The following is a 22,298-nucleotide window of genomic DNA, read 5'->3' as shown; positions in this document are numbered from 1 at the left end:
TCCGCACAGAGTCCGCAATGGGCTGACTTCGGTCAGCGCGCGGGGTAGCGGCTACGCTGCTTCGTCGACCTGTGGCTGGGCGTCGGCGGGCCGAGCGGCGAACAACGCTTCACGAGCAGTTCCACTCCTCGCTGGGCAACGCGTGCCACAGGTCGAGCCAGTCGTGGAGCAGGAAGAGGGGGCGGGTCAGGACGATGTCGCCAGCCCGCTGGGAGCGGATCGCCAGGCCGAGGTCGGCGAAGACCGGATCGCCGGCGATGCTGTACGCCAGCCTGCCAGGCCGTGTTGTGCGGTGGACCAGCCAGTCCTCCACGTGGGAAGGCGCGCAGCCGGTCAGCGGGGCTGCGTCCAGTCTCACCTGAGGGCCGGTGAGGGCGTCTGCGGCGACGCACCCCAGGCGGCCGTCGTGAAAGAGGGCCCTGATCCCGATCTCAGTGAAGTCGGCGTAGTTGAGCTGCTGGTTTTCGCCGTGGTGGGAGTAGGACGAGACGGCCGGTCCTTCGCCGAGGACGCGGGTGATCTCCTCCAAGGTCATCCCGAAGTGCAGGGGGCCGACTCCTACGTACGGCGTGAACGTCCACTTGGCGCGCTCCTCCTCCCAGGCGATCCGCCACGGGCCGCGGTACCCCGCCTCGCTTCCCGCGGCGGCCACGGGCGGCTCGGGTGCTGGCTCGTGCAGGGCGGCCGGTATGGGCGCAGTCCGGTCCTCACGTCGGCGGCCGAGTCGTTCCGGAGCAGCGGTGTCCTCGGGTTGATCTTCCAGCCAGCGGATCGCCTGCTCCTGCTCCTGGCCGCCGAACGGGTCCTCCGCCAACTCGCCTGCCCGGTCCAGGGCCGCGCGGCGCTCCTTCTCCGCAATGACGAGACCAGTGACATCCTCCCCCCAGGCAGCCAGCCGTTCTCGGACGATCCACCGGTAGTAGGAGTCCGCGCTCACGGCAAGGACCTCGCGAACGGCGGGCGCGTACCGGGGTACGGACGAGGCGAGGGCGGGGTCGGCCAGGAGCAGGGCGGTGGCCGCGAGCGCGGCCTCCTTCACCAGTGGATCGTCGGCGTCGCAGAAGTCCGCGATGCGGTCGTGGAGTGTTGGCCTTGCCATTCGGGCGGCGGCCAGATTCTGCGCCGTGCCGACGCCGCCCTCGACGTCCAGGCGGGCGATGTCGGCGAACGAAGCCAGCCAGTTCAGCAGTTCGGCGCGAAGCGACCGCCGACCGGACCTGCGCTCCCACCGGTCTTCGGCGAGGGTGCGCGGATCGTCGAGAAGCCCGGCCAGGACCAAGGCTGCCGGAGCGGTCGCCGGAAACACCTGCTCCTGATTGAGGAGCAGCCGATACAGATCGCCTACCGCCCGTACCCGGCGGGCCGGGTCGGCGGCGAGCACAGCGCCGAGGATGTCCGGTGTGTCAGGCACACCGTGCCGGCCCGTACAGACGTGCGGCAACTCTTCCCAGGCGGTGCCGGCGAGCTCTGCCTGTGCTCTGGGTGGCAGGGAGCTGGCGGGAGCACCAGAAAGGTCTGGGGTCATCTCGTTGATCACGACCGCAGTGTTCCAGCCGACTCTGACATCAGCGCCGCCGATACGTGCCACAGACCGCAGGCGGCTCACGCTCGAGCAACACTCTGATGCCCTCTCTGCTCGTGGCAGCGAGGGCATCAGGGCGTCAGGCGGCGCGGGCTGTGGGTAACTGCGAGACCCACGTCGTGAGCCCGGTCAGGTGCTCGGGCTGCAGCCCGTGGTGTGGGTCGGGCTGAATGAGGAGGGTCGACGTTCCCTTCGCAGTGCGCTCCGCCGCCCATTCATGGTCGAGGCCGGTGAAGTCGTCGTCGATCCAGATGGCGGGAGTGTCGCCCAGCCAGGCGTCGACGTGGTCACGCTTCCACAGGTAGCCGTTGGGGTGGCTGGTGGTGATCTGCGGACGCGGGAGAGCGACGTACGACAGGGTTGGAAGGCCGAGGAGCGGGCCGATGAGGGCGGTGGCGTCCTGGCGCCAGCTGGTGCACCAGACCGGGGTGATCAGGCCGGTGCGGATCACGTCCATGAGCATGGGGCCATGGGCAGGGTCGAGCCAGACGGTGACCGGGTTGTCGGCGCTCCGGCCGGTGGGGACGACGTCGTGGCGGGCGTGGGTGGCCGGGGTCGAGCCGTCCGCGTTGGGGAAGGGTATGAGGACGCCGTCGATGTCGAGGAGCAGGTAAGGCGGGCGCATCGGTTCCTCCGGGGGGAAGCCGGGGCGAATGGCTGGTCAGAGCTTGCGGGCGCGGATCAGCAGGGTGGTGGGCCAGTGGCCCATGCGGGGGCCGTTGAACTCCTGGGCCGAAGTGAGCCAGAAGCCCGCCCGGCTGAGGTGCCTCTCCAAACGGTCGGTATCGAACTCCCATCGGGCGATGGGGAGCCGAGTGCGGTCGGGAAGGGTGACGTGGTCGCGGCGGGGCCGGTCGTCGCCGCAAGGGCTTCGACCGCCGCGCGCCGGGTGCGGGACGGAGAAGGCGAGCACTCGTCCGGGCGTGAGGCGCTGGGCGATGGCCGGGAGGAGGAGCTCGGGGGCGACGAGGCCGACGGCGCCGAAGACGGAGTAGATCGCGTCGAACTGCTCGTCGGAGGCGTGCAGGTAGTGCAGGGCGTGGCCGGCGACGAAGGTGAGGTTGTTCAGCCGTCCGTAGTGGGAGCGGGCGCGGCGGACTTGGAGGCCGACCAGGTCGACGCCGGTGACAGCGGCGCCGTGGCGGGTGGCGAGGTGGGCGGCGTTGTGGCCGGGGCCGCAGCCGAGTTCTAGGAGTCGCTTGCCGCGCATGTCCGGGCCGAGGATCTCGGCGCCGGGACCTTGGCCGGGTCTCGTGGTCCATTCCATCCGGGCGGGTACGGAGAGAGGTTCGGCGTGTCCGGCGGCGGTGCGCTGGGCGGCGTGGGCGTGCCATGGGGATACCTGGGCGAGCACGTCAGATCTCCAGGAGGTGGAGGACGTCGGTGAGGTGGCGGCGGACGACCTTGATGTAGGCGGGGTCGGTGGCCGGGTCGTTGATCCAGCGGATCGACTGCTCCATGAACCACTCGACGGCCCACATGCGGTGCCAGCCCAGGGCCCAGTTCTCGGCGGTGAGCCCGCCGCGCGGGGCGAGGGCGTCGGGGGTGCCGCCGGCGGTGACGTACTGCTCCAGGAAGACGCGCAGGCGCACGGGGTGCGGGGGCTCGATGGTGCCGTGCCAGCTGGCGAGGTCGAGCAGGCCGGGGCCGGTGAAGGCGCGGGCGAAGTCGAGCAGCCGCCAGCCGCGCTCGCCGATGTGGAGGCTGGTGAGATGGAACTCGGAGTGCACCCATCCGAACGGGTCCAGCGTCGCTCCGGCCGAGCGTGCCTCGGCGGCCTGGGCGATCCGGTCGAGCGCGTCCTCGACGTCGTCGGCGTCCTGCCACCGGTCGGCCTTGCGCAGCCGTTCGAGACGCTCCATCGCCCGGGCCGGCAGCGTCCGCAGCTGCTCCTGGTCGAGGACGGGCAAAGGCGGAGCCGTACGGGTGCCGTGCAGGACCACGGCCGCGGCGACGCCGTCGAGGTCGTCGGCCTCGCGGACGGACGGTCCGAGGTCTTCCATGAGCATGCCGAGCCAGCCGTCCAGGACGGCGGAGGCGTGGACCTGGGGGACGGGTACGCCGAGGGTGTGGGCCAGGCGGAGGGCCTGGTCCTCGCTGTCGAAGGGCTTCTCGGCGTACTTGAAGATGGCGGTGGCACCGTCGGGGAAGGTCACGCGCTCGACGCCGGACATGGACCACACGCGTACCTCCTCCCGTACGGCGGTGGTCTGGCCGGTCGCGGTGAGCAGGTTGTCCAGGAGTTCGGCGCTGGGGTTCGTGGTCACAGGAGGGCTCCGGGGAGATGGTGGCGTCCGGGGCGGGCGAGAGATACCGGCCCGCCCCGGAGCCTGATCGGGTGGGGTTAGGTGGCGGGGTTCACGCGGTGGGCGTAGACCTGCTTGATCCAGCCCGCCTTGAACGCGGCGAGGTCGTCACGGAAGTTCGCCATCGAGGCACCGTAGGGCGCGACCACGCCTCCGGTCTGGTCCGGCACGGACTGGCAGCCGTGCACGAGCCGGCCGCCGAGCGCGGCGTGTGCCTTGATGGACTCGATCCGGCGGTGCTCGTTGAACCAGCCGCCGTGGTAGACCTCGTCGAGCATCCCGCCCATCCTGTCGTCCAGGTCGAAGACGACGGACGTGGCGGCGGGGAAGAACCAGCACGGGCCGACGTTGGAGATGTGCCCGTCCAGCTCGACCTTGTTGAGCGCCATGAGCGTGGCCGCCTCGCGGAGCATCCGCAGGTGGTCGGCGGTGATCTGCGGCAGGCCGAGACCGGCCAGGTGCTCGTCGCGGAACAGGTAGGCGTACACCTTGTACGCGGTGGCCAGAACGCGGGTCGCGTCGGACGTGGACTCGCCGTGCTGCTTGATGAAGTCGAGCGCGTGCTGCTCGACCGCGTTCTCGGTCGTCTCGTCCACGTCCAGGAGCTGGGCCTTGACCAGCTCCCAGTCGGCGACGAGCCAGGTGTTGGACTCGAAGCGGAAGAAGTACTCGGCCGGGTCCATGGTGATGCGTCGGCCGTCGACCCGGATGCCGGGCAGGCGGCTCCAGCGCGGGTCGAACGCCTCGGGCAACTCGACCGTGATGGCCGTGGTGTCGATGGTGGTCACCGTGTCTCCGTCTCTGATCGGCCGGGCTCGGGCACAGGAATGCCCGAGCCTGGTGTGGGCGTACGGAACTTTGGGGTGCCGCCCGGACCAAGGGGAGCCTGGATCACGGTCGCGCCGTTCCGGGCGGCTGCTGATAAGTGAACCGGTGGTCACGCTCAGTGGGTACGGTGGAAGGCAGTTGAAGCGGTATACGCGGTTTACAGCTCCGGAGTGGAGGCGATCGTGGCGGCGCAGAGAGAACCCAACTCCTGTCTGCGCGACGTCATCGCGGCTGTCGACTGCACCTACGAGGCCCTCGCCAGAGACGTGCGGCGCATCGCGGCCGAGAACGGCGAGATCCTCCAGACCAACAAGTCGGCCATCTCGCACTGGGTGAACGGCACCCGCGCCCCGTCGGGCCGGGTAGGTCAGTACCTGGCCGAGGCGCTGTCCCGCCGAGCGGGGCGCACGGTCACCCAGACCGAGATCGGCCTCCAGACCAGCGATGACGAAGCGCCGGCGGAATCCGACCCTGTCCTCGCCGCCACCGACCTGGGCCGCGCCGACGTCGAGCGCCGCCGCTTCCTCGCCATCGCGGCCTTCACCACCGCCGGCGTCGCCATGCCGCTCGGATACGACCACGAAGCCACCGCCCGCATGCTCCGCGCCCGCACCGGCACGTCCATGGTCGGGACGGAGGACGTGGACGTCGTACGCCAGATCACCGCGGCCTTCAGCGCCGCCGACGAGCGCCTCGGCGGCGGGCACGGCCTGACCACCGTCACCGCGTACCTCGCCGACACCGCCGCCCCCATGCTGCGCGGACGCTTCCCCAGCGAAGCCTTACGCCGGGCCGCCTTCGGCGCCGCCGCCGAACTTGCTTACCTCGCAGGCTGGAAGCACCACGACCTCGGCCAGGAAGGCGCCGCCCAGCGCTACTACCAGGTCGGCTACAAACTCGCCTGCGAAGCCGACCCCCACGGCCACGCCGCCTGGATGATGCGCGCCCTCGCCCACCAAGCCCTGAGCGTCAAGCAACCCCACCACTGCGTCGACCTCGTCGAAGGCGCCCTCCGCACAGGTCTCGGCCACATCGACGGCCAGACCGAAGCGCTCCTCCACATCACGCACGCCCGCGCCTACGCCGCAGTCAACGAGAACCCCTTGGCCGCGCGCGCCCTACTCGCCGCCGAGAACGCCCTCCTACGGGACGACGGCCCCCAACCCAGCTACTCCCGCGTAAGCGGCCCCGCCGCCGGCACCGTAGCCAGCCACACCGCCCGCACCCTGACCGACCTCGCAGACCACATTGGCACTGAGCAGCAGCACCGAGATGCCCTCACCCGCTGGGACCCCGAGAAGTACAAGCGCGTCCACGCCCTCACTCACGCCGACCTTGGCGACAGCCTCGCCGCCCAGGCCCGCGCCGACGAGGCCGTCGCCGCCTGGACCCAAGCCCTGGTCCTCATGGAAGGCATGACCTCCGACCGCACCCGCAAGGCGATCACCTCGATCCGCTCCACCCTCACGGTCTACCAGCGCCGTCGCGTTCCCGGCGCCGCCGATCTCGCCCGCCGCGCCCGCGAGGCCCTCGCCTAACATGCCCAACAACCCGCCCGACGAAGGGAACACCGTGACCCAGCAGACCGACGACCAGCCGAAGGCTCTCAAGCCGGCGCTCGAATCGATGACCCTGCTGGTTGCCGCTGTCATCGTCCACGACAAGGCCACCAACCGCGTCGTCCTCCTCCAGCGCAGCGGGAACGCCAAGTTCGCCCAGGGCATGTGGGATCTCCCCGTCGGCAAGAGCGAACCGGGCGAGCCCATCACCGAAACCGCGGTCCGCGAGCTCTACGAGGAGACCGGCCTGACCGTGAAACCCGAGTCCCTCAAAGTCGCCCACATCATCCACGGCGCCTGGGGCGTCGAAGCCCCCAACGGCTTCCTCACGGTTGTGTTCGCCGCCCACGAATGGACCGGTGAACCCGAAAACCGCGAACCCCGCAAGCACTCCCAGGTCCGCTGGGTTGATGGCAACGCCATCCCTGAAGCCTTTGTTGAAACCACGGCCAGTGCCTTGCATCACTATCTGAACAAAGGGGCGGATGTCTCGTTGGATGGTTGGTCAGCGTTGTGACCATCGCGCGATGCCGCTGAGGTTCTCGAATTTGGTGTGATCGGAGCCTGGGAATGGGGAACGCCACGGGCTCCGTTAGGTCAGATGGAATAGGCAGGGGTGGGAGAAGTGACTAGTGGGTTCGATGCGACTGTCACAAAAGTTCTATGGAAAGAAGTATCCGGAAGTCAGCTCGAAGAGCTGTTATTCGGTCTCTTGGAGGCGATGGGTGCGCAAAACCTAGTCTGGCGTGCCGGGTCGGAAAGAGGGGTAACTGCATCCGATAGCGGCCGCGATTTGGAGGCTGTCTTCGATAGGCCCAGTCCGGACGGGGAGCTCGACAGGCAGCGCTGGTGGATCGAGTGCAAGGGTAGGAGCGGCACGGTTGAGCGGGGTGCGGTTCAGCAAGCGGTGCTGGACGCGTGTGCTCGTACAGACGTCGACGTCCTCGTCGTAGCGACAAACAGTCGATTCAGCAACCCAACGCGTGACTGGCTTGAGGAGCGCTTGCATGTTCATCCGCACCCTCTAATCAAACTATGGGATCGCGACAACCTGGATAGACTCGTCCGACGGCACCCCACGGTTGCAGCGCGAATCTTACCTGCGATGCTCTCGGAAGAGGAAAGGCTTCGGCTGCTTATTAGTCGCTTTGATGAGCTTGGTGAAGAGCCGACGCAAGCCGATCTTGATTTCTTTTGGGAGCGGCGTGAGTAGGTTATGAGGCAGGAGGCGCAGGTGGCTGTTGCGGCCGTCCTGATGTTCCTTTACGCGGAGGGGGTTCCAATCCCGCGCCGTAGGCTGTGGTGGCAACTGCTCCAAAAAGGAGACTTCCCTGTAGCGTTGGTGGAGTGCCTCGTTAACCTGCCAGCTAAGGCATCGCGTGGTGACCTTCCTCGCCCGCTGGATACCATTCGCGGCACCGCGGCTGCAGCGCGTGTATTGATCGCTTGTCTTAATCTGCTTCCTCAGGAGGAGGTGGCGGGGCTGGTTGTGAATCCATGGCGCTTCATCGTAGAGGGAGAGGGGATCGCTGAAGACGAGGCCAGGCTAGAACTATGGCAAGATGGTGCGCTGCGTCCAGTGCTCGCATTTGCGCAGTCTGATCTATTGGACGCTTGTGCATCAGATTGTGTGCGTGTCACTGCAGATAGTCCACATGAACCGGAGTCAATCAACTGCTCAAATTTTTGGGCAATGGTCGCCTCCGGTTCTACTGGCGTGGAGAGCGGAGTTCTCGTGATTGAGAACCTTGCTGGGCGTTGCACTGTCGGCCTAGACGTTACTTCCGGGTGTCCCTTGATCGTATCTAACGACCTTCCCGTAGCTGATGTTGTTCGCGGCATCCAAAGAATTCTCGAGTTTCGTCGAAAGAACCCAGATGATTGCTCCGTCAGGCATGACTTCTCCATGGATGGGGGCGCAAGGTTGACAGTGCTCTCCGACTGGGGCATGTCGTGGCGTACGTCGAGGACCGCGTGAGCGGGACTGCTCGCTTCGACGATTGTCCACCAAGGGCCGCGCTGCCTTGATTACTCATCCGTGGAGAGTGTCGAATGCCTCGTCGAGATCCCTGACGAAATCCTGCCAAGATGGAAGACAGGCCACCGGGCCTTCCGGATCCAGGAGTTCGAGCATGCGCAGCCGGTGCTGCGAGAAACGCTTCTGGAACTGGACGAGGCGACGTCCTTTGTACTCGCTTGCCCGCGCCAGCGAGTCCTTGAGGAGCTGCTTAGGGTCGGCGACCGTTTCCGCTGCAGTGCCCTTGGGGAGATCAAGTCTGACGCGGCCGCGCGGGTTTTCAGCGACCTGACGCAGACACGCCTCATCGAGAAGCAGCCACGCTTCCAACATGCGGACAGGCACTACAGCGACGTGCTGGAGGTCGGGCCACTCGGCGTGTACTGCCTCCGCGATCTCGTCCCTGCGGTCCTGGGCGGGACCCCGGTCGGCATCCCGTTGGACCACTACCAAGTCGTATGTCCCGTGGAGCTTACGGGCTGCCCGCAGCTTGTCCCGGACGGAATGGCCAGGTGGCGGCCGAAGCAGACCGAAGTCGGGAACGGTTATCGAGGCGTCGAGCCCCTTGCGCGCGGCAATGGATTCGACGTGCCGTACGAGGCCGTTGTCGCTGCTGCCTTCGCCGATGAAGAGAATACGAGTGGTCACGCGGCCCCCCAGTCCAGCGTGAGCTGCGCTCCGGCAGGTGTGGTGAGGTACGGCAGGACGTCGGCCTTAGTCACGAAGTCGGCGCCCGTCTTTGTGGCGCGCCATGTCTCGGCGAGCGGACGCAAACGCAGTACTCGATTCAGGGAGCCGTCTTCCGCCTTGTGGATCGCGGTGTCGGCGAACAAGAGGTCGTCAGGATTGACGAGCTGCACGACCCCTGGTGAGTGTGTGTTGATCAGAACCTGTCGGAACGGATTGTCCGTGCCAGGTTCCTCCGACGGGTCGACGGCAAGGTCTTGGACAAGGGCGACCATGGCGTTGAGGTTGGCGGGGTGGATGCCGTTCTCGGGCTCCTCCATGCAGATCAGACCGCGCACGGACGCATCCTCGAGTAGGACGCACAGGGCCAGGAAACGCAGGGTTCCTTCAGAGAGGCTGCGGGCAGGCAGGGTAATGCCGGCCACCTCACGCACGTTGACCGTGAGGAGCTGCCGGACCTCGTCCTGATCGACATCCAGATCACGGATATGGATTCCCGTCAGGTCCGAGAGACGCCCCGCCACCCTGGCGTAGACCTGGCTGGGATCCGCGCCTGGAGTGTCGTGGGCCACGCGGAAGAGTGTCGCGGGCAGGTGGGAGCCGTCGGCGCCCATCACCTGCGGGTCGACGTACCGATCGGACCTGCGCAGAGCTGACGGCTCAAGAGCGAGCCGTCGCCAGGACTGCATCTCACGGCGAGCGGCGAGGATGGTCGGGTCGTCGCTGCTGGTGATGGTGGAGACGACGGTTGCGGGTGCCCGGGACGCTGCGGCTGGCTTGGGCTGACCTCGGCTGCCACCGTCCTGGTGGATTTTGACGACCGACTCGCCGGATTCAGTCGTCGTCGAGATGAAAGGGGCGCCGCTGCGGTGGCCCTGAATGACGGTGTTGCGGAACTCCTTCGCGCTGTGGGGGAAGAGGAGGTGCCGGGCGGCCTTGCCCTTGGTGATGTGGCTCAGCGTCTCGTGGAGGAGGGTGAGGCGGCCGAAACGGTCCAGGCCGGACGGCTCCTGGTAGCCGACTTCAAGCTCATACCGCAGAAACGTGGTTGTGGCCTTGGCGGCTCGGCCAAAGTCGTCCTGAGTGTGAGGCGGGACGATCATCTCGGCGGCGAACCGCATCCGGTGACGGCCAGGCGCGAAGCCCTTCCAGAACAGGTCACGAGGGTCACCATGACGCTCACCGTGCACGCCCCGGACCTCCTGGGCCGCCTCCATCATCGATTGGTCGGCGAGTAGGGAAAGGAACTGGATGGCATCGAAAACATTCGACTTGCCGGTGCCGTTCTCCCCTGCGATGCAGGTGAAGGGGCCGAAGTCGATGGATAGGTCCAAAAGGTTCTTGAACCCGTGGACTTCCAGGCGGGTCAGCATGCTGTCTCCGGAGGCTCGCCGGGCGGATCCGTTAAGACTACTGGCGAGGAAGATGTCATCCCGTGTGTACGTTGGCGGTCCTTCCCAGCTCTTGTCCACGGGCTCGCTGCCTCACATCCCCTACGGCGCCTGGGGCGTCGAAGCCACCAAAGGCTTCCTCGCACTCGTCTTCGCCACCTACAGAGTTGAGAGGCGGGCAGTTCCCAGTGAGCGGGCTACATCCTCACTACGTGCGGGTCCAGCCGTTGGCGAAGTCGCAGTGGAGGTCTGTCCAGCGGCGAAGCTCGGCGAGGGTGTGGCTGGGGTAGCCGAGGCGTCCCACGCCCTTGACCCACGCGTCCCAGAGGCCGTCGGGCTCAGTGAAGCGGTCGGCATGGCGAGTGCCGAGGAGGGCGTCGAGGCGGAGGAGGGCGCCTAGGGCGGCGGGCTGGTCGTAGTGGAGGTCGGTGCGGGGGAGGTAGCGGTCGAGGTAGGTGGTGAGGATCTCGGCGTCGGCGTGGGTGCCGAATCGGGCCAGGGCGAAGCAGTAGGCACGGCCGGAGTAGCAGACCTCGCTGGCGAGGAGCAGGTCGCCGATTCGTGCGCGGAACCGTTCGCGGCGGTCGACGCCGATCAGCCAGCCGGCGGTGAGACGCGAGCGCCATTCGTACCCGAGGAGGGCTTCCAGCTCCTCGTTGTTGATCGCGGCGGCGTCAGCGATCAGGTGTCGGGTGAAGCGGGTGGTGTGCCACCACCGGGGGCCCAGGAACCGCCCGCCGTTCAGTACGAGATAGCGCGGGAGGCCGCCGTACATCCTCGTCACGTAGCTCTCGACCACATGGCCGTAGCCGACTTCCTCGGGGTGCTGGGACGGCATCGGTCACCTCTCCGGGTGCAGGTCGCTACGGTCGATCCAGGTGAGGGCGACGAAGATGTCGTCGCTGGCGGGGGCTTTGGAGGCTTCCAGTAGGGACCAGGTGCGGGACCCCTCGACCAGGTGCTCCCAGGGCGCGGTCCAGTCGAGTTCCCAGTTCAGGTCGGGGCCGGAGACGCCGTACGTGCGGCCGGCGTCCACTCGCCAGAACTGGGAGTAGAGGATCACCTGGGCGTGGTCGGCCAGGTCGTTGATGATCTCGGTGAAGTGGGTTGAGGGCCAGCCAGGGGCGTCGTCCGACACGGTGGCTCGTAGGCGTGCCGTGAGCGGCGGGACGACAGGGACGCGGGCGCCGAGTTCGGTCAGGGCCCAGCGGATGCCTCCCGGCTCGCTCCAGTCCGGTGGCGTCGCCCGTTCCAGGCAGGCGCGATAGGCGCGGCGCACGGGCTCGACCGCGCCGTCGATCCCCAGGCTCGCCAGGGCCACGGCCGCCCATTCGCGGACGGTCAGGTTGTCGCTGTCCAGCAGGCCGATGAGAGCGGGGCCGCAACGGGGATCGCCCACCTCCTCGAAGACCTCGATGGCGGTCAGCTGACCGAAGCCCCCGAGGGAAGGCAGGCCGTCGATGATGGCGGGTATGGCGTCGGCGCCGATCCAGATCAGCTCCGCGCGGGCGTCGTAGGACTCGTCGGCCTTGCCGTCGAGCTGCTGGACGAGTGTCTCGATGTGGGAGGTCATGACGCGGAGTGGTCCCGGCGCCAGAAAGTGGGGAGCCACCAGCAGAGAACCGAGTTGTCGTCGGGCCACGGGGCGCGGTCCTCGGCTGCCCAGTCCTCGAAGGAGTCCCGGGTCAGATCGATAGGGCGCCAGGCTGGGTCGAGCGGCTCGTCCTCGGCCGGTGGGCGGACGAACCGCTGGCCGTGCTCGTCGCAGGCGCCGAAGTCCTGGTAGTTCCGCTGGGCCTCGATCAGGGAGACCTTGTTCGCGCCGCCGCTCATGGCCGGCCAGCGGAACTGGACCCCTCGTCCTCCCAGAAGCAGACGGGGCAGATCTCGTACGAGCCGGGCGTCTCGCCCAGCACGCGGTGCCCGCAGCATGGGCAGGGGTAGCGGTCGCTCACCTGGGCAGTCTCCTTGCCGGTCCCGCCGGTGCGCCATGGATTTCTCGGCCTCCGCCCGCCCGGCCAGTCCGCATCCAGTCCGCGGGACACCCGTAAACGGCTGTCGGGAGCCAACGCATGCCAACGAGGAAATCCCTCAGGTCCCTATGCGAGGCTCCGTCGCAGGTCAGGATCGGGCCGCAGACATTCCGCTTCAACGTGTGACGTCTCGTCAAAACCTTGCTCGACCCGCCTGTTGGCGGGTCGGGTACAGGCGTCTGTCCGTGTGGAGTCTTTGCCCCGCGATGCGGGGCAGCGGCAGGTCTGGTCGGCGTCAGGTCGCCTCAGACCTTGACGACCTCCACGGAAGGGCCGCACAGGAGTGTCAGATCCTCGGGGTCGGACGTGAGGACCGTGACCGGCCGGGATGCGTTGCGGGAGATGACGGCGAAGGCAGCGTCGATGGCGTACTTGTGGCTGTGGAGGTGATGGGTGCGCAGAAGCGCGGCGGCCTGGTCGGTGATCTCCTTGGTGACGTCGTGAACGTCGACGCGGGAGAGGACCCACTTGATGCGGGCCGGGTGGATGCGCTCGTAGTCGGCCTCAAGCGTGGTCATGGCGCTGGTGGCGACGCGGACGCCCTCCTCCGACGCCGCCTGGACCAGAGCCACGACGGTGCGGTCCTTGCGGTAGAGCTTCGAGAGTCCTTCGCTGTCGAGCAGGAGGGTGCCGGGCATCAGGCGGCGGCCCCGCCGGCCTGTCGGTGGTCGTGGCGCAGCAGTGCCCGGGCGGCCTCGACCTCCTCGCGGGTGAGAGCTTCGTTGTCGGTCTCGAAGTCGGTGACGATCTCCCGCAGCTTGTCCATGGCGACCCTCTGTTCCAGAGCCTCGGCGACGTAGGCGGAGAAACCGCCGGGCCCGACATGGGCCCGTACGGCCTCGGCGAGATCCTCGGGCAGGCTGATCGAGTACTTCCTGCTACCGCTCATGGTGCTGATCCTACCTGTGGTCGTAAGTCTGGGGGTGTGAATGACTGCCCCGAGGTCCGTTCGATCCGAAGGGAGCTGCGAAGGCCCGTCGAGGCCCGTGTGGGGCGGTGGGAAGATGCGGGAAGGATCGGGGAGAGGGGCGGAAGCGTGGGGCGTGGAGAGCGGGACACAGTCGCGAGGGGAGCGCGACTGTACGAGGCGGCGCAGGCCGTGGTCGGTGACCACGGAAGGGCAGTGGAGGCGGTACGGGCGGCGCTGAAGCCGATCCACGACGCGGCGGTGAAGCGGGAGCTCGACGCCATTCCCGTCGCCCGGTCCTTCGCCGGGCGTCTGCTCTGGCCATGAGCAGCGAGAGTGGTACGTTATCCGGTACCGCTATCGGAGAGGGTGAGGTCGTGTCCATAACTGCGAGTGAAGCCCGCAAGGCTCTCTTTCCGCTGATCAAGAAGGTCAACGACAACCACGAGGCCATCGAGATCGTTTCCAAGCACGGCAACGCCGTGCTCGTCTCGGCCGAGGACTATGCGGCATTGCGTGAGGGCTCGTACCTGCTGCGCTCGCCGGCGAACGCTCGCCGGTTGCTCAAGGCGTACGAGAACGCCCTGGCCAACATCAATGTGGCAGAGCGAGAGCTGATCGACCCCGACTCGCCGGATGCGGCCAGTGAAGGTGTTGAGTGAGGCTCGTCTTCGAAGATCAGGGCTGGGAGGACTACACGTCCTGGCTCAGGAACGACCGCAAGATGCTCGCTCGGATCAACAAGCTCATCGAGGACGTCAAACGCGACCCCTTCACCGGAATCGGTAAGCCCGAGCCGCTCAAGTACCACTTGCCAGGTGCTTGGTCGCGGCGGATCGACGACGAGCACCGCCTGGTCTACCTGGTCACGGACAAGGAGATCGTGATCCTCGCGGCCCGCTATCACTACTGAGTTCTCGGTGTCGTCACTGAGCCAGTTCCCTCGGTCGGGACGGAACAGGTGGCGTTGGTGCGGGCGCGGCCGGTCGGCACCGGCACGCGTCAAGGGCTGGGTGGCCCTTGACGCTGTCCCTGATCGGTGAACCCCTCGGAGAGCACGACCGGGCGTCGGCCAAGGCTCTGTTCGCCCGGACGGGTATCCCGGTCTGCCTCTTGGGGTGCTCCGTCGGCCATCCGGTACAGGTGGTGAAACTGGCACGTACCGCCTGCCGGGCCAAGGGCTGGAGTGCGGTCCTCGGCCCCGCGTTCCCCGCAGAGGAAGTACGTGCCTCCGGCACCGCAGCCGGCTGTCGGATGCAGCGGCCTTCCCGTCGGCAGGACAAGGTCCTCGAGAGGGTCTCGGCGGTCGGTGTCGAAGTCGTCTGGCCAGGCGAGCGCGGCAGCCAGTGGCGGGTCTTGCTCGATGCGGCGGAGCAGAGCGTCTGATGCGGTCATGGGCGGAAGGTGACAGCGCCCTCGGACGCGAGGTCCACTCTGGCGAACCTGTGAGGAGAAAGACAGTCAGGGGGACCACAGGCACCGGCAAAGCAACAATCCTCGGCGCGTCTCGCAGCGCTCCTCGACGTCATGGACGTGTCCGTCCGTCGGCGAAGTCGCACTGGAGGTTCGTCCAGCGGCGCTGCTCGGCGGGGGTGTAGCCGGGGTGGTCGCGGAGGTGGGCCAGGGCGTTGACCCACTGGTCCCAGAGGCCGTCGGGCGGGGTGAAGCGGTCGGCGTGGTGGGTGCCGAGGTGGGCGTCGAGGCGGAGGAGGGCACCGAGCGCTGCGGGCTGGTCGTAGCGGAGGTCGGTGCGGGGGAGGCAGCGGTCGAGGTAGGCGGTGAGGATCTCGGCGTCGGCGTGGGTGCCGAATCGGGCCAGGGCGAAGCAGTAGGCCCGGCCGGAGAAGCAGACCTCGCTGGCCAGGAGCAGGTCGCCGATTCGTGCCCGGAACCGTTCGCGGCGGTCGACGCCGATCAGCCAGCCGGCCGTGAGGCGTGAGCGCCACTCGTAGCCGAGAAGGGCTTCCAACTCGGCATCGGTGATCGTGGCCGCGTCGTCGATGAGGTGATGGGCGAAACGTTCGCCGTGAGGCCACTCGGGCCGCAGGAATCGACCACTTCTCAGGACGAGGTAGCGCGCGTGGCCCGAGTCCTTCCTCGTCACGTAGCGCTCGATCACGTAGCCGTAGCCGATCTCCTCGGGGTGCTGGAACGGCATTGGTCACCTCTCGGGGTACAGGTCGGTACGGTCGGTCCAGGTGGGGGCGGCCCCGCTGCCCGGGCACCTGCGGCGACTCACGGCACGGGGCCGGGAGGCCGGGAGGGGGCGGGTCAGCGGCCCTCGCCCGGCCGTGGCAGTTCCGGCTTCAGAGGGCCGCATCCGAGGCGGGCCGCCTCGGCCTCGACGTAGCGTGGGAAGAGGGTGCGCAGGTCCGCGCTCGCCCCGGACTCGTTGACCTGTACGACGAACACCGTCTCGCCCGCCTGGCAACGGGCCTGGAAGACGCCGAGGTTGGGGCCGATTCCGCCGAAGCCGACAGCGGCGCGCACCCGGTCGCCCTCGTGCAGTGCCATGCGTGTGAAGATCCCGGCCAGCCTCGGGTCCTCGACGGTCATCAGGCGCTGCTTCGGCTGTGAGCCGGTGATGTCCCGGTCGCAGGTGCGCACCGGGCCGGGCCCGTCGGTGATCATGGGGGCGTGGTGCGGCCGGCGCTTCGTGTCCAGGCTCAGCCCCTTGATGCCGCAGTACGCGTCCGGCTTCTCCGTGCGGGTGTAGCGGACGGCCTTCGGCAGGCGTCCGACCGGATCGGCGATCGTGCCGGTGCAACCCAGGTCCGCGCTGACCTTGTTGACGAGCTTCACGACCATGCGGGCCATGCCGTCCCGCTCCTTGGTCCGAGGCTCCATGTCGCTGATCCAGTTGCCCTGAGCGATGTCCACGACGGTCGGCCCCGTGAAGTCGCCGGGGCGCCCCAGGCATCCGTCCGGGATGGCGAGCCAGGCGCGGTTGTCCGAGGCCATGCCCAGCAGGCCGCCGCCGAGCGGGGTGAGACGGGCGGAGAGGAACTCGTCGGCCCACTCGCGGTGGTCGCCACGGCGGTCGTCCAGCCGGTGCACCCGGGCGGTGAGCGCCCACGCGTCACCGTCGCTGTTCGTCAACTGGCAACTGCCGGTGGGGCCGTCCTTGGACCGCTCACTGTGGAGCACGGGAGCCTCGACCGCCTTGACGTCCTCCGGCTCGCGGAACGTCGCGGCGAGGTCGTCGCGGGACAGGGCGCCCCAGCACACCTCGTCCGGCGCGAACGGCCCGGCCTGCGTCTGCCAGGCCGTGCCGCCGGCGCCGAGCAGTGTCCCGGCGAGAGTGGCGGCCAGCAGCGGCCGGATCCGGCCGCGCGGCAGCCGGCGCCAGTGCCACCGGCGCGGGTGCCGTTCGCCGAGCGGTTCCCGCCCGGCGGGCAGGGGCTGTGCGACGTCGTTCGACTCGTCCGGGGTGCTGCTCACCGGTCGGCTCCCTCGGGGGCGACGGGGGCGCAGCCCAGGCGGGCGGCGACCGCGTTGGCGAAGACGGCGAGGTGGCCGGGGTCGGCGGAGGCGCCCATCAGGAAGGTGAGGGGCCGGCCCGCGCAGTCGGCCCGTGCGATCGAGTGCTTCTTGCCGAGGGTGCCCGTGCCGCGCCAGCCGCGGGCCGCGGGCCGCTCGCCCGTCATGCCGTCGAACACCGCGGCCAGCCGGGGCTGTGCGACCATCGCCAGGTCCAGGTACGGTGCGCCGTCGCGATCGCCCCGGACACTGCACGTCTGGAGGTCGCGGGTGACCGCGCCGATCTGGTCCTCGACGTCCTCCATGCCGAGGCTCAGGCCACGGATGCCGCAGACGTCGCCGGAGGCGCCGAGGACGCGCTCCCTGCTGCCCGGTACGTCGTAGAGCGGCGAGCTGACCCTCAGCGGCTCGTCCGGTGCGCAACCGGCTGCCGTCATCCCCCGGTTGGCCGCCTCGACGAGCAGCACCGCCGCCTGCCGGGCGCCGCCCAGACCGGCCGGATCGCTCCGCGTGTACGAGGAGCCGCTGGTGTACGTGCCGGACGCGCGGAGAGTGACGACGGTCGGCCTGCCGTCTCGCGCATCGCAGGACTCGGGGAGCACCAGCAGGCCGCCGCGCCCGTTCACCGTGCCCGGCAGGCCGTCCGGGAGCGGGACCACGTCACCGCCCAGGAAACGGTCCTGGATCATCGCGAGCCGGGCCTCGGGGGCCTTTGGGACCGGACCGTACTCGACGGACACCGTCTGGTCGATCGTGACCTCGTCGCCGTCGTAACTGCTCGTGTACGCCTGGGATATGGTGATCTCGCAGCTGCCGGCCGGGCGCTCGCGGGTGGGCAGCGTCTCGCTGCCGCCGCGTGACACGTCGTCATCGTCGGCGAGGAAGCCCGGACCGCTGTCCTCCTCCCACGCGCCCCAGCAGTAGCGGTCCTCGGGCCACGGCCACGTGTCCGCCGCCCGCGTACCGAGCCCGGTACCCGCGAGCACGAGCACCAGCGCGGATGCCGGCAACAGCCGGCCGCGCCTGCCGCGCGGCAGCCACCGGCGCGGCAGGCCGGGTTCCGCGAGCGCCTCCGCCACCTCGATCACCCCCCGTGATCCTTTTCGTCGCAGGAGTGTATCTCCGTCGCTACACGGCGAGTTGGGGTGCACCACTGGGCGGCGGGGCGTCGTGGAGGCGGTGCCCGCGTCGGCGCCGGCCGGGGTCAGCAGTCGCGGATGACGGTTCCGTTGTTGTCCCGGGCCTGGTCGTTGCCCCACCGTGAGAGGTAGTACGCGGAGACGTACTGGTTCCCGGGGCCGACGTCGAGGTCGGTGCGCAGCCACCAGTGGTTGTAGTTGCCGGCGGCGTCGCGGATCTCCCGGCCCCAGACCTTGCAGAACACGTAGTGGGTGCCCGCGTAGAGCGTGCCCGTCCGGGTGGTGCTGGTGGGCGAGGCGTAGCCGGGTGCGTCGGCGAAGGTGTCGACCCAGTAGGTGCCGCCGCCGGAGCAGCCGTTGTCGCTGGTCAGGTACTTCTGGTAGTACGAGCCGGGGTACGGGGAGAGGGACGCGCCGTTGATCCGGATGGTCTGCCCGACGCCGTTGTAGAGCTGCTCGTAGTGGAGGTGGGCCCCGCTGCTCGCGCCGGTGGAGCCGGTCGTGCCGATCCGCTGGCCCTGGGACACGCCCTGGCCGTGGCTGATGGAGTAGGCGGACAGGTGGAAGTAGTACGTCTTCCAGCCGCCGCCGTGGTCGACGACCACGTAGTTGCCGGCACCGCCGGCCTCGTAGTAGCGGTAGGCCGTGCCGGAGGCCGAGGCCAGCACGGGGGCTCCCGAGGTGGCGCCCCCGTCGGAGCGTACGAAGTCCAGGGCGAGGCGGACCTCGGCGGAGTGATGGCTGTAGGTCCACTGCTGGCCGCAGGGGTAGGGCGCCTTGAAGTTGGGTGCCGCCTGCGCCGGTGCGGCGGTGAGGCCGACCAGGCCCATGGCCCCGAGGGCGCTGGTGAGGAGGACGGACAGAAGGCGTCTGAATGACATGGCACGGGGCCCTTCCGGGGAGGGTGGGCCGGCGGCTCGGGAGAGCGGCGGCCGCAGGACGCGTGCGCACGCGGGATGGATCGCGTCGCGGAGCGAGTGTATGAGCGTGTCCATGCCAGAGCCGGGGAGCTTTTCCGTGCCAGCCGAAAAGCGCAGGCAGTCCGGCTGCGGGAAGCCGGGGGCGGGGTTCCGCCGGACGCCCGGACGCTGTTTCATCCCGGACATGGCCGGAACGCTGCGCATCCACTTCACCCCCGCCGACTTCCTCCGCGTGCGCTTCGCCCGCTCACCGGACCCGATGTGGGAGGCCGTCCTCGGGCTGCACGTGCTGACCACCCCGGTGGACCGGCTCCCGGCGCGGCTGCGCCACTGGCGCAGCCGGGTGCGTGAGCGTGCCCGACGGCCGGACGTGCGGGACGCGTTCCGCCTGCTGCACGATCTCGCCCCGTCCGACGCCTCCTACTGGCCGGACTTCCTCACCCCCGCCGAGTCGGAGGAGGGGCTCGCCGCCGGGCTGCGCGTGCTGCGCGAGACCTCGCGGGCCCGGCTGGAGCGTGAGGTGCGCGAGGCGTCGCGCCACAGGGCCCTGCCCGCCTGGACCCGACGCCTGGCCGCCGGTGACCGCGCGGTGCTCGACGACGTCGCGACCGCCGTCTCCACGGTCCACGGCGGCCTGCTCGCACCCGACTGGAGCGAGGTCGAGGCCGCCGGCGCGGCCGACCGGGCGCGCCGGATGGAAGCGCTCGAAGGGGGACTCGGGGCGGTGTTCGCCTCGTTCACGCCCTTCGTGTGGCGGGAGCCGGTGCTCAGCGCCGCCTACCCCAAGGACGTCACCCTTCGCCTGCAGGGGCGCGGGCTGAGCCTGATCCCGTCCTTCTTCTGCCACACGCGGCCCGTGGCGATCGCCGACCCCCGGCTGCCTCCCGTCGTGGTGTACCCCCTGCACACCGACCACCCGCACGGGGTCCCGAACGGAGCCCGCCACGAGGCCGCCCTAGCACGGCTGCTCGGGGCGAACCGCGCACGGGTGCTCACGGCCCTGGCGACCACCCGCACCACGGGAGGCGTGGCGGCATGCCTCGCCCTTCCGGCGTCGTCGGTCAGCGGTCACCTGACCGTGTTGCGGAACGCCGGACTCGTCGCCAGCGAACGCGCCGGAGCGCACGTCACCCACCGGCTGACACCGCGTGGCCGGCACCTGCTCGGGCGGTCGCCGGGCGACGGCGGCCGCCCCGGCCGGCCGTAGGACGGTCACGACCGCGGCGTCCCGCCGCGTGACCCCGCCCGCCGGCCCGGTCTCGACCCGGTCTCGGTCAGGTGCGGGCGTCGAGGCCCGCACCGCGGGGGCACCCAAGGGAGTTCGGCCATGTCCGCGGGCGGCGGGCGGCGCGCGGCGCGCGGAGCGGCACGGGGGACGCGGCGAGGACCGCGGTGCCCCGCGCGGCCGGCCGGATGCCCGAGCTGTTCCCGTTCCGGGCGGCGGGGCGGGCGTCGTCGCCTCGGTGGTGGGCCCGGCGGAGCCTCCGGGGCGGGCGGGATCCCTGGGCCCGGCGCGGTCCCTGGGGCGGGCGGGGTCCGTGAGGCGGGTGTGCCGCCGCTCCCGGCTTCCTCCCGCAGGCGCCGGTGAGGCCGGTTGTCGCGGGTGTGGACCATTACGTCGTGCAGGGGCCCTTGTGCAATTCCTGTGGAACCCTCAATCTTTCGGCTGACGCACGGACCCGGCCGCCGACATTGACATGATCGCGTCAGCGACTGGTCGGTGCCGCCACACGCGCGGCACGTGCGTCGACCGCACCACCCCCCACAGCACACGCACCACCGACTGAGGAGGAACCCTCATATGGCAGTGATGCGTCATCCCCGGCGAAGACTGGCCACCCTCGGTGCCGCGGCCTCCGTGGCGCTCGTCGCGGGTCTCGTCTCCGCTCTCCCCGCGGGCGCGGCCCCGGCCGCCCCCGAAGGCCGCATCCAGTACGCGGGCGACGCGAACGCGGTCGCCGGCAGCTACATCGTGACCCTGAAGGCGGACGAGGCCCGATCCGGCACCGCCGAGGGCCGGGCCGTCGCCGCGAAGCACGGCGCCGAGATCGAGCGCACGTACACCAAGGCCCTCAACGGCTACGAGGTCGAGGCCTCCGAGACCGAGGCGAAGCGTCTGGCCGCCGACCCGGCCGTCGCCTCCGTGGTCCAGAACCGCACCTTCCACGTCACCGGCACCCAGCCCAGCCCGCCCTCCTGGGGCCTGGACCGGATCGACCAGCGGAACCTTCCGCTCAACAGCTCCTACACCTACCCGGATTCGGCCGGCCAGGGCGTGACGGCGTACGTCATCGACACCGGCGTCCGCGTCAGCCACAGCGACTTCGGCGGCCGTGCCTCCGACGGCTACGACGCCATCGACAACGACAACACCTCCCAGGACGGCCACGGCCACGGCACCCATGTCGCCGGCACCGTCGCGGGCAGCTCCTACGGTGTGGCGAAGAAGGCGAAGGTCGTCGGCGTCCGGGTGCTCAACAACTCCGGCTCCGGTACCACCGCCCAGGTCGTCGCAGGCATCGACTGGGTGGCGCGCAACGCGGTCAAGCCGGCCGTGGCCAACATGTCCCTCGGCGGCGGCGCCGACAGCGCCCTCGACACGGCGGTCCGCAACGCCGTCGCCTCCGGCGTCACCTTCGTCGTCGCGGCCGGCAACGAGTCCACCAACGCCGGCACCAAGTCCCCGGCCCGCGTCACCGAGGCGATCACCGTCGGCGCCACCACCTCCGGCGACGCCCGCGCCAGCTACTCCAACTACGGCACGGTGGTGGACCTGTTCGCGCCCGGCTCCTCCATCACCTCCGCCTGGCGCACCAGCGACACGGCCACCAACACCATCTCCGGTACGTCCATGGCGAGCCCGCACGTCGCCGGCGCCGCCGCCCTCCACCTGGCCGCCAACCCCTCCGCCACCCCCGCCCAGGTCTCCGCCGCGCTGACCTCAGCCGCCACCACCGGCGTCGTCGGCAACCCGGGCAGCGGATCGCCCAACCGCCTGCTGTTCACGGGCGAGGGGGACGACACGCCCCCGACCGGTGACCGCTTCGAGAACACCACCGACTACACCATCGCGGACCGCGCCACCGTCGAGTCCCCGGTGACCGTCTCCGGCGTCTCGGGCAACGCGCCCTCGAACCTGTCCGTCGAGGTGGACATCACCCACACCTACATCGGTGACCTCCAGGTCCAGCTGATCGCCCCCGACGGCACGGCGTACACGCTGAAGTCGTACGGCACCGGCGGCAGCGCGGACGACATCAGGACCACCTACACCGTCAACGCCTCCGCGGAGGCCGCGAACGGCGTCTGGAAGCTGCGCGTCAGCGACAACGCCACGTGGGACACCGGCCGCGTCAACGGGTGGGCCCTGCAGTTCTGACCCGGACCCGCCCCGCCGACCGGCACGCTCACCCCCGGGGGAGGCATCCCCGGGGGTGAGACCCGTGACC

At 69.5% G+C, this 22,298-nt stretch carries 23 protein-coding genes and 1 pseudogene; 8 read left to right on the top strand and 16 right to left on the bottom strand.

Going from position 1 to position 22,298, the window contains the following annotated elements:
* Positions 1-109 precede the first annotated feature (109 nt).
* The 5 genes from ACZ6A9_RS01610 to ACZ6A9_RS01590 all read right to left on the bottom strand — a co-directional run bounded on the left by ACZ6A9_RS01610 (position 110) and on the right by ACZ6A9_RS01590 (position 4,676).
* Positions 110-1,588: a hypothetical protein gene (locus ACZ6A9_RS01610; protein ID WP_468976325.1), complete on the bottom strand. Its 1,479-nt coding sequence runs from the start codon at positions 1,586-1,588 to the stop codon at positions 110-112.
* A 73-nt stretch (positions 1,589-1,661) separates the two neighbouring features.
* Positions 1,662-2,207: an HAD domain-containing protein gene (locus ACZ6A9_RS01605; protein ID WP_468976322.1), complete on the bottom strand. Its 546-nt coding sequence runs from the start codon at positions 2,205-2,207 to the stop codon at positions 1,662-1,664.
* A gap of 36 nt (positions 2,208-2,243) precedes the next feature.
* Positions 2,244-2,936 (bottom strand): class I SAM-dependent methyltransferase, encoded by a 693-nt coding sequence (locus ACZ6A9_RS01600; RefSeq protein ID WP_468976318.1) that lies wholly within the window; start codon positions 2,934-2,936, stop codon positions 2,244-2,246.
* A 1-nt stretch (position 2,937) separates the two neighbouring features.
* Positions 2,938-3,849 (bottom strand): phosphotransferase family protein, encoded by a 912-nt coding sequence (locus tag ACZ6A9_RS01595; protein WP_468976314.1) that lies wholly within the window; start codon positions 3,847-3,849, stop codon positions 2,938-2,940.
* A gap of 77 nt (positions 3,850-3,926) precedes the next feature.
* Positions 3,927-4,676 (bottom strand): hypothetical protein, encoded by a 750-nt coding sequence (locus tag ACZ6A9_RS01590; protein WP_468976311.1) that lies wholly within the window; start codon positions 4,674-4,676, stop codon positions 3,927-3,929.
* Between the two features lie 222 nt (positions 4,677-4,898).
* Between ACZ6A9_RS01590 and ACZ6A9_RS01585 the strand changes: the two genes are divergently transcribed.
* The 3 genes from ACZ6A9_RS01585 (at position 4,899) to ACZ6A9_RS01575 (ending at position 7,488) form a co-directional block, all read left to right on the top strand.
* Positions 4,899-6,254: a tetratricopeptide repeat protein gene (locus ACZ6A9_RS01585; RefSeq protein WP_468976307.1), complete on the top strand. Its 1,356-nt coding sequence runs from the start codon at positions 4,899-4,901 to the stop codon at positions 6,252-6,254.
* A gap of 1 nt (position 6,255) precedes the next feature.
* Entirely contained in the window at positions 6,256-6,792 is a 537-nt protein-coding gene (locus ACZ6A9_RS01580) for an NUDIX domain-containing protein (RefSeq protein WP_468976304.1), read from the top strand.
* A 99-nt stretch (positions 6,793-6,891) separates the two neighbouring features.
* Positions 6,892-7,488 carry a restriction endonuclease gene (locus ACZ6A9_RS01575; RefSeq protein ID WP_468976301.1) on the top strand — a complete coding sequence of 199 codons (597 nt, stop codon included), beginning with the start codon at positions 6,892-6,894 and terminating at the stop codon, positions 7,486-7,488.
* 819 nt (positions 7,489-8,307) lie between these two features.
* Here ACZ6A9_RS01575 and ACZ6A9_RS01570 read toward each other — a convergent pair.
* The 7 genes and pseudogenes from ACZ6A9_RS01570 to ACZ6A9_RS01540 form a co-directional block, all read right to left on the bottom strand.
* Positions 8,308-8,940, bottom strand: a complete 633-nt coding sequence (locus tag ACZ6A9_RS01570; protein ID WP_137207950.1) for a DUF4276 family protein — start codon at positions 8,938-8,940, stop codon at positions 8,308-8,310.
* On the bottom strand, positions 8,937-10,352 hold the full coding sequence (locus tag ACZ6A9_RS01565; RefSeq protein WP_468976298.1) for an AAA family ATPase: 1,416 nt from the start codon (positions 10,350-10,352) through the stop codon (positions 8,937-8,939). Before ACZ6A9_RS01565 ends, ACZ6A9_RS01570 begins: the two co-directional genes overlap by 4 nt.
* Positions 10,353-10,578: 226 nt before the next feature.
* Positions 10,579-11,208, bottom strand: a complete 630-nt coding sequence (locus ACZ6A9_RS01560) for a DUF6000 family protein (RefSeq protein WP_468976295.1) — start codon at positions 11,206-11,208, stop codon at positions 10,579-10,581.
* Between the two features lie 3 nt (positions 11,209-11,211).
* Positions 11,212-11,943 carry a HEAT repeat domain-containing protein gene (locus ACZ6A9_RS01555; protein WP_468976292.1) on the bottom strand — a complete coding sequence of 244 codons (732 nt, stop codon included), beginning with the start codon at positions 11,941-11,943 and terminating at the stop codon, positions 11,212-11,214.
* Positions 11,940-12,286 (bottom strand): annotated as a pseudogene (locus ACZ6A9_RS01550) (CPCC family cysteine-rich protein). Before ACZ6A9_RS01550 ends, ACZ6A9_RS01555 begins: the two are co-directional and overlap by 4 nt.
* 362 nt (positions 12,287-12,648) lie before the next feature.
* Positions 12,649-13,041: a DNA-binding protein gene (locus ACZ6A9_RS01545; RefSeq protein ID WP_468976290.1), complete on the bottom strand. Its 393-nt coding sequence runs from the start codon at positions 13,039-13,041 to the stop codon at positions 12,649-12,651.
* Positions 13,041-13,292 (bottom strand): hypothetical protein, encoded by a 252-nt coding sequence (locus tag ACZ6A9_RS01540; protein ID WP_355367704.1) that lies wholly within the window; start codon positions 13,290-13,292, stop codon positions 13,041-13,043. Before ACZ6A9_RS01540 ends, ACZ6A9_RS01545 begins: the two co-directional genes overlap by 1 nt.
* Positions 13,293-13,687: 395 nt before the next feature.
* On the opposite strand from ACZ6A9_RS01540, the gene ACZ6A9_RS01535 reads away from it, so the two are divergent.
* The 3 genes from ACZ6A9_RS01535 (at position 13,688) to ACZ6A9_RS01525 (ending at position 14,696) form a co-directional block, all read left to right on the top strand.
* A complete protein-coding gene (locus ACZ6A9_RS01535) occupies positions 13,688-13,972 on the top strand; it encodes a type II toxin-antitoxin system Phd/YefM family antitoxin (protein ID WP_468977925.1) in 285 nt (94 codons plus the stop codon).
* The gene (locus tag ACZ6A9_RS01530; protein ID WP_468976287.1) at positions 13,969-14,223 is read left to right on the top strand and encodes a Txe/YoeB family addiction module toxin; all 255 of its coding nucleotides are present in this window, start codon (positions 13,969-13,971) and stop codon (positions 14,221-14,223) included. The genes ACZ6A9_RS01535 and ACZ6A9_RS01530 overlap by 4 nt, the downstream gene beginning before the upstream one ends.
* A 107-nt stretch (positions 14,224-14,330) precedes the next feature.
* Positions 14,331-14,696, top strand: a complete 366-nt coding sequence (locus ACZ6A9_RS01525; protein ID WP_468976284.1) for a hypothetical protein — start codon at positions 14,331-14,333, stop codon at positions 14,694-14,696.
* Positions 14,697-14,835: 139 nt separating this feature from the next.
* Here the strand turns inward: ACZ6A9_RS01525 and ACZ6A9_RS01520 are convergent, their stop codons facing one another.
* From ACZ6A9_RS01520 to ACZ6A9_RS01505, 4 genes are all read right to left on the bottom strand, one after another.
* A complete protein-coding gene (locus ACZ6A9_RS01520; RefSeq protein ID WP_468976282.1) occupies positions 14,836-15,468 on the bottom strand; it encodes a DUF6000 family protein in 633 nt (210 codons plus the stop codon).
* A gap of 113 nt (positions 15,469-15,581) precedes the next feature.
* Entirely contained in the window at positions 15,582-16,751 is a 1,170-nt protein-coding gene (locus ACZ6A9_RS01515) for a hypothetical protein (protein WP_468976279.1), read from the bottom strand.
* Positions 16,748-17,878: a hypothetical protein gene (locus ACZ6A9_RS01510; RefSeq protein ID WP_468976276.1), complete on the bottom strand. Its 1,131-nt coding sequence runs from the start codon at positions 17,876-17,878 to the stop codon at positions 16,748-16,750. The genes ACZ6A9_RS01515 and ACZ6A9_RS01510 overlap by 4 nt, the downstream gene beginning before the upstream one ends.
* Before the next feature lie 116 nt (positions 17,879-17,994).
* Positions 17,995-18,810, bottom strand: a complete 816-nt coding sequence (locus ACZ6A9_RS01505) for a M23 family metallopeptidase (RefSeq protein WP_468976273.1) — start codon at positions 18,808-18,810, stop codon at positions 17,995-17,997.
* A gap of 223 nt (positions 18,811-19,033) precedes the next feature.
* Here ACZ6A9_RS01505 and ACZ6A9_RS01500 point away from each other — a divergent pair, with 223 nt between their 5' ends.
* Positions 19,034-20,056 carry an ArsR/SmtB family transcription factor gene (locus tag ACZ6A9_RS01500; RefSeq protein ID WP_468976271.1) on the top strand — a complete coding sequence of 341 codons (1,023 nt, stop codon included), beginning with the start codon at positions 19,034-19,036 and terminating at the stop codon, positions 20,054-20,056.
* A gap of 594 nt (positions 20,057-20,650) precedes the next feature.
* Complete coding sequence (locus ACZ6A9_RS01495) at positions 20,651-22,228, top strand: S8 family peptidase (RefSeq protein ID WP_468976268.1); 1,578 nt, start codon at positions 20,651-20,653, stop codon at positions 22,226-22,228.
* The last annotated feature ends 70 nt before the right edge of the window (positions 22,229-22,298 follow it).

Source organism: Streptomyces sp. NPDC041124, assembly GCF_055592385.1.
The sequence above is the reverse complement of the archived record's forward strand: the minus strand, read 5'-3'. Positions and strand labels throughout refer to the sequence as shown.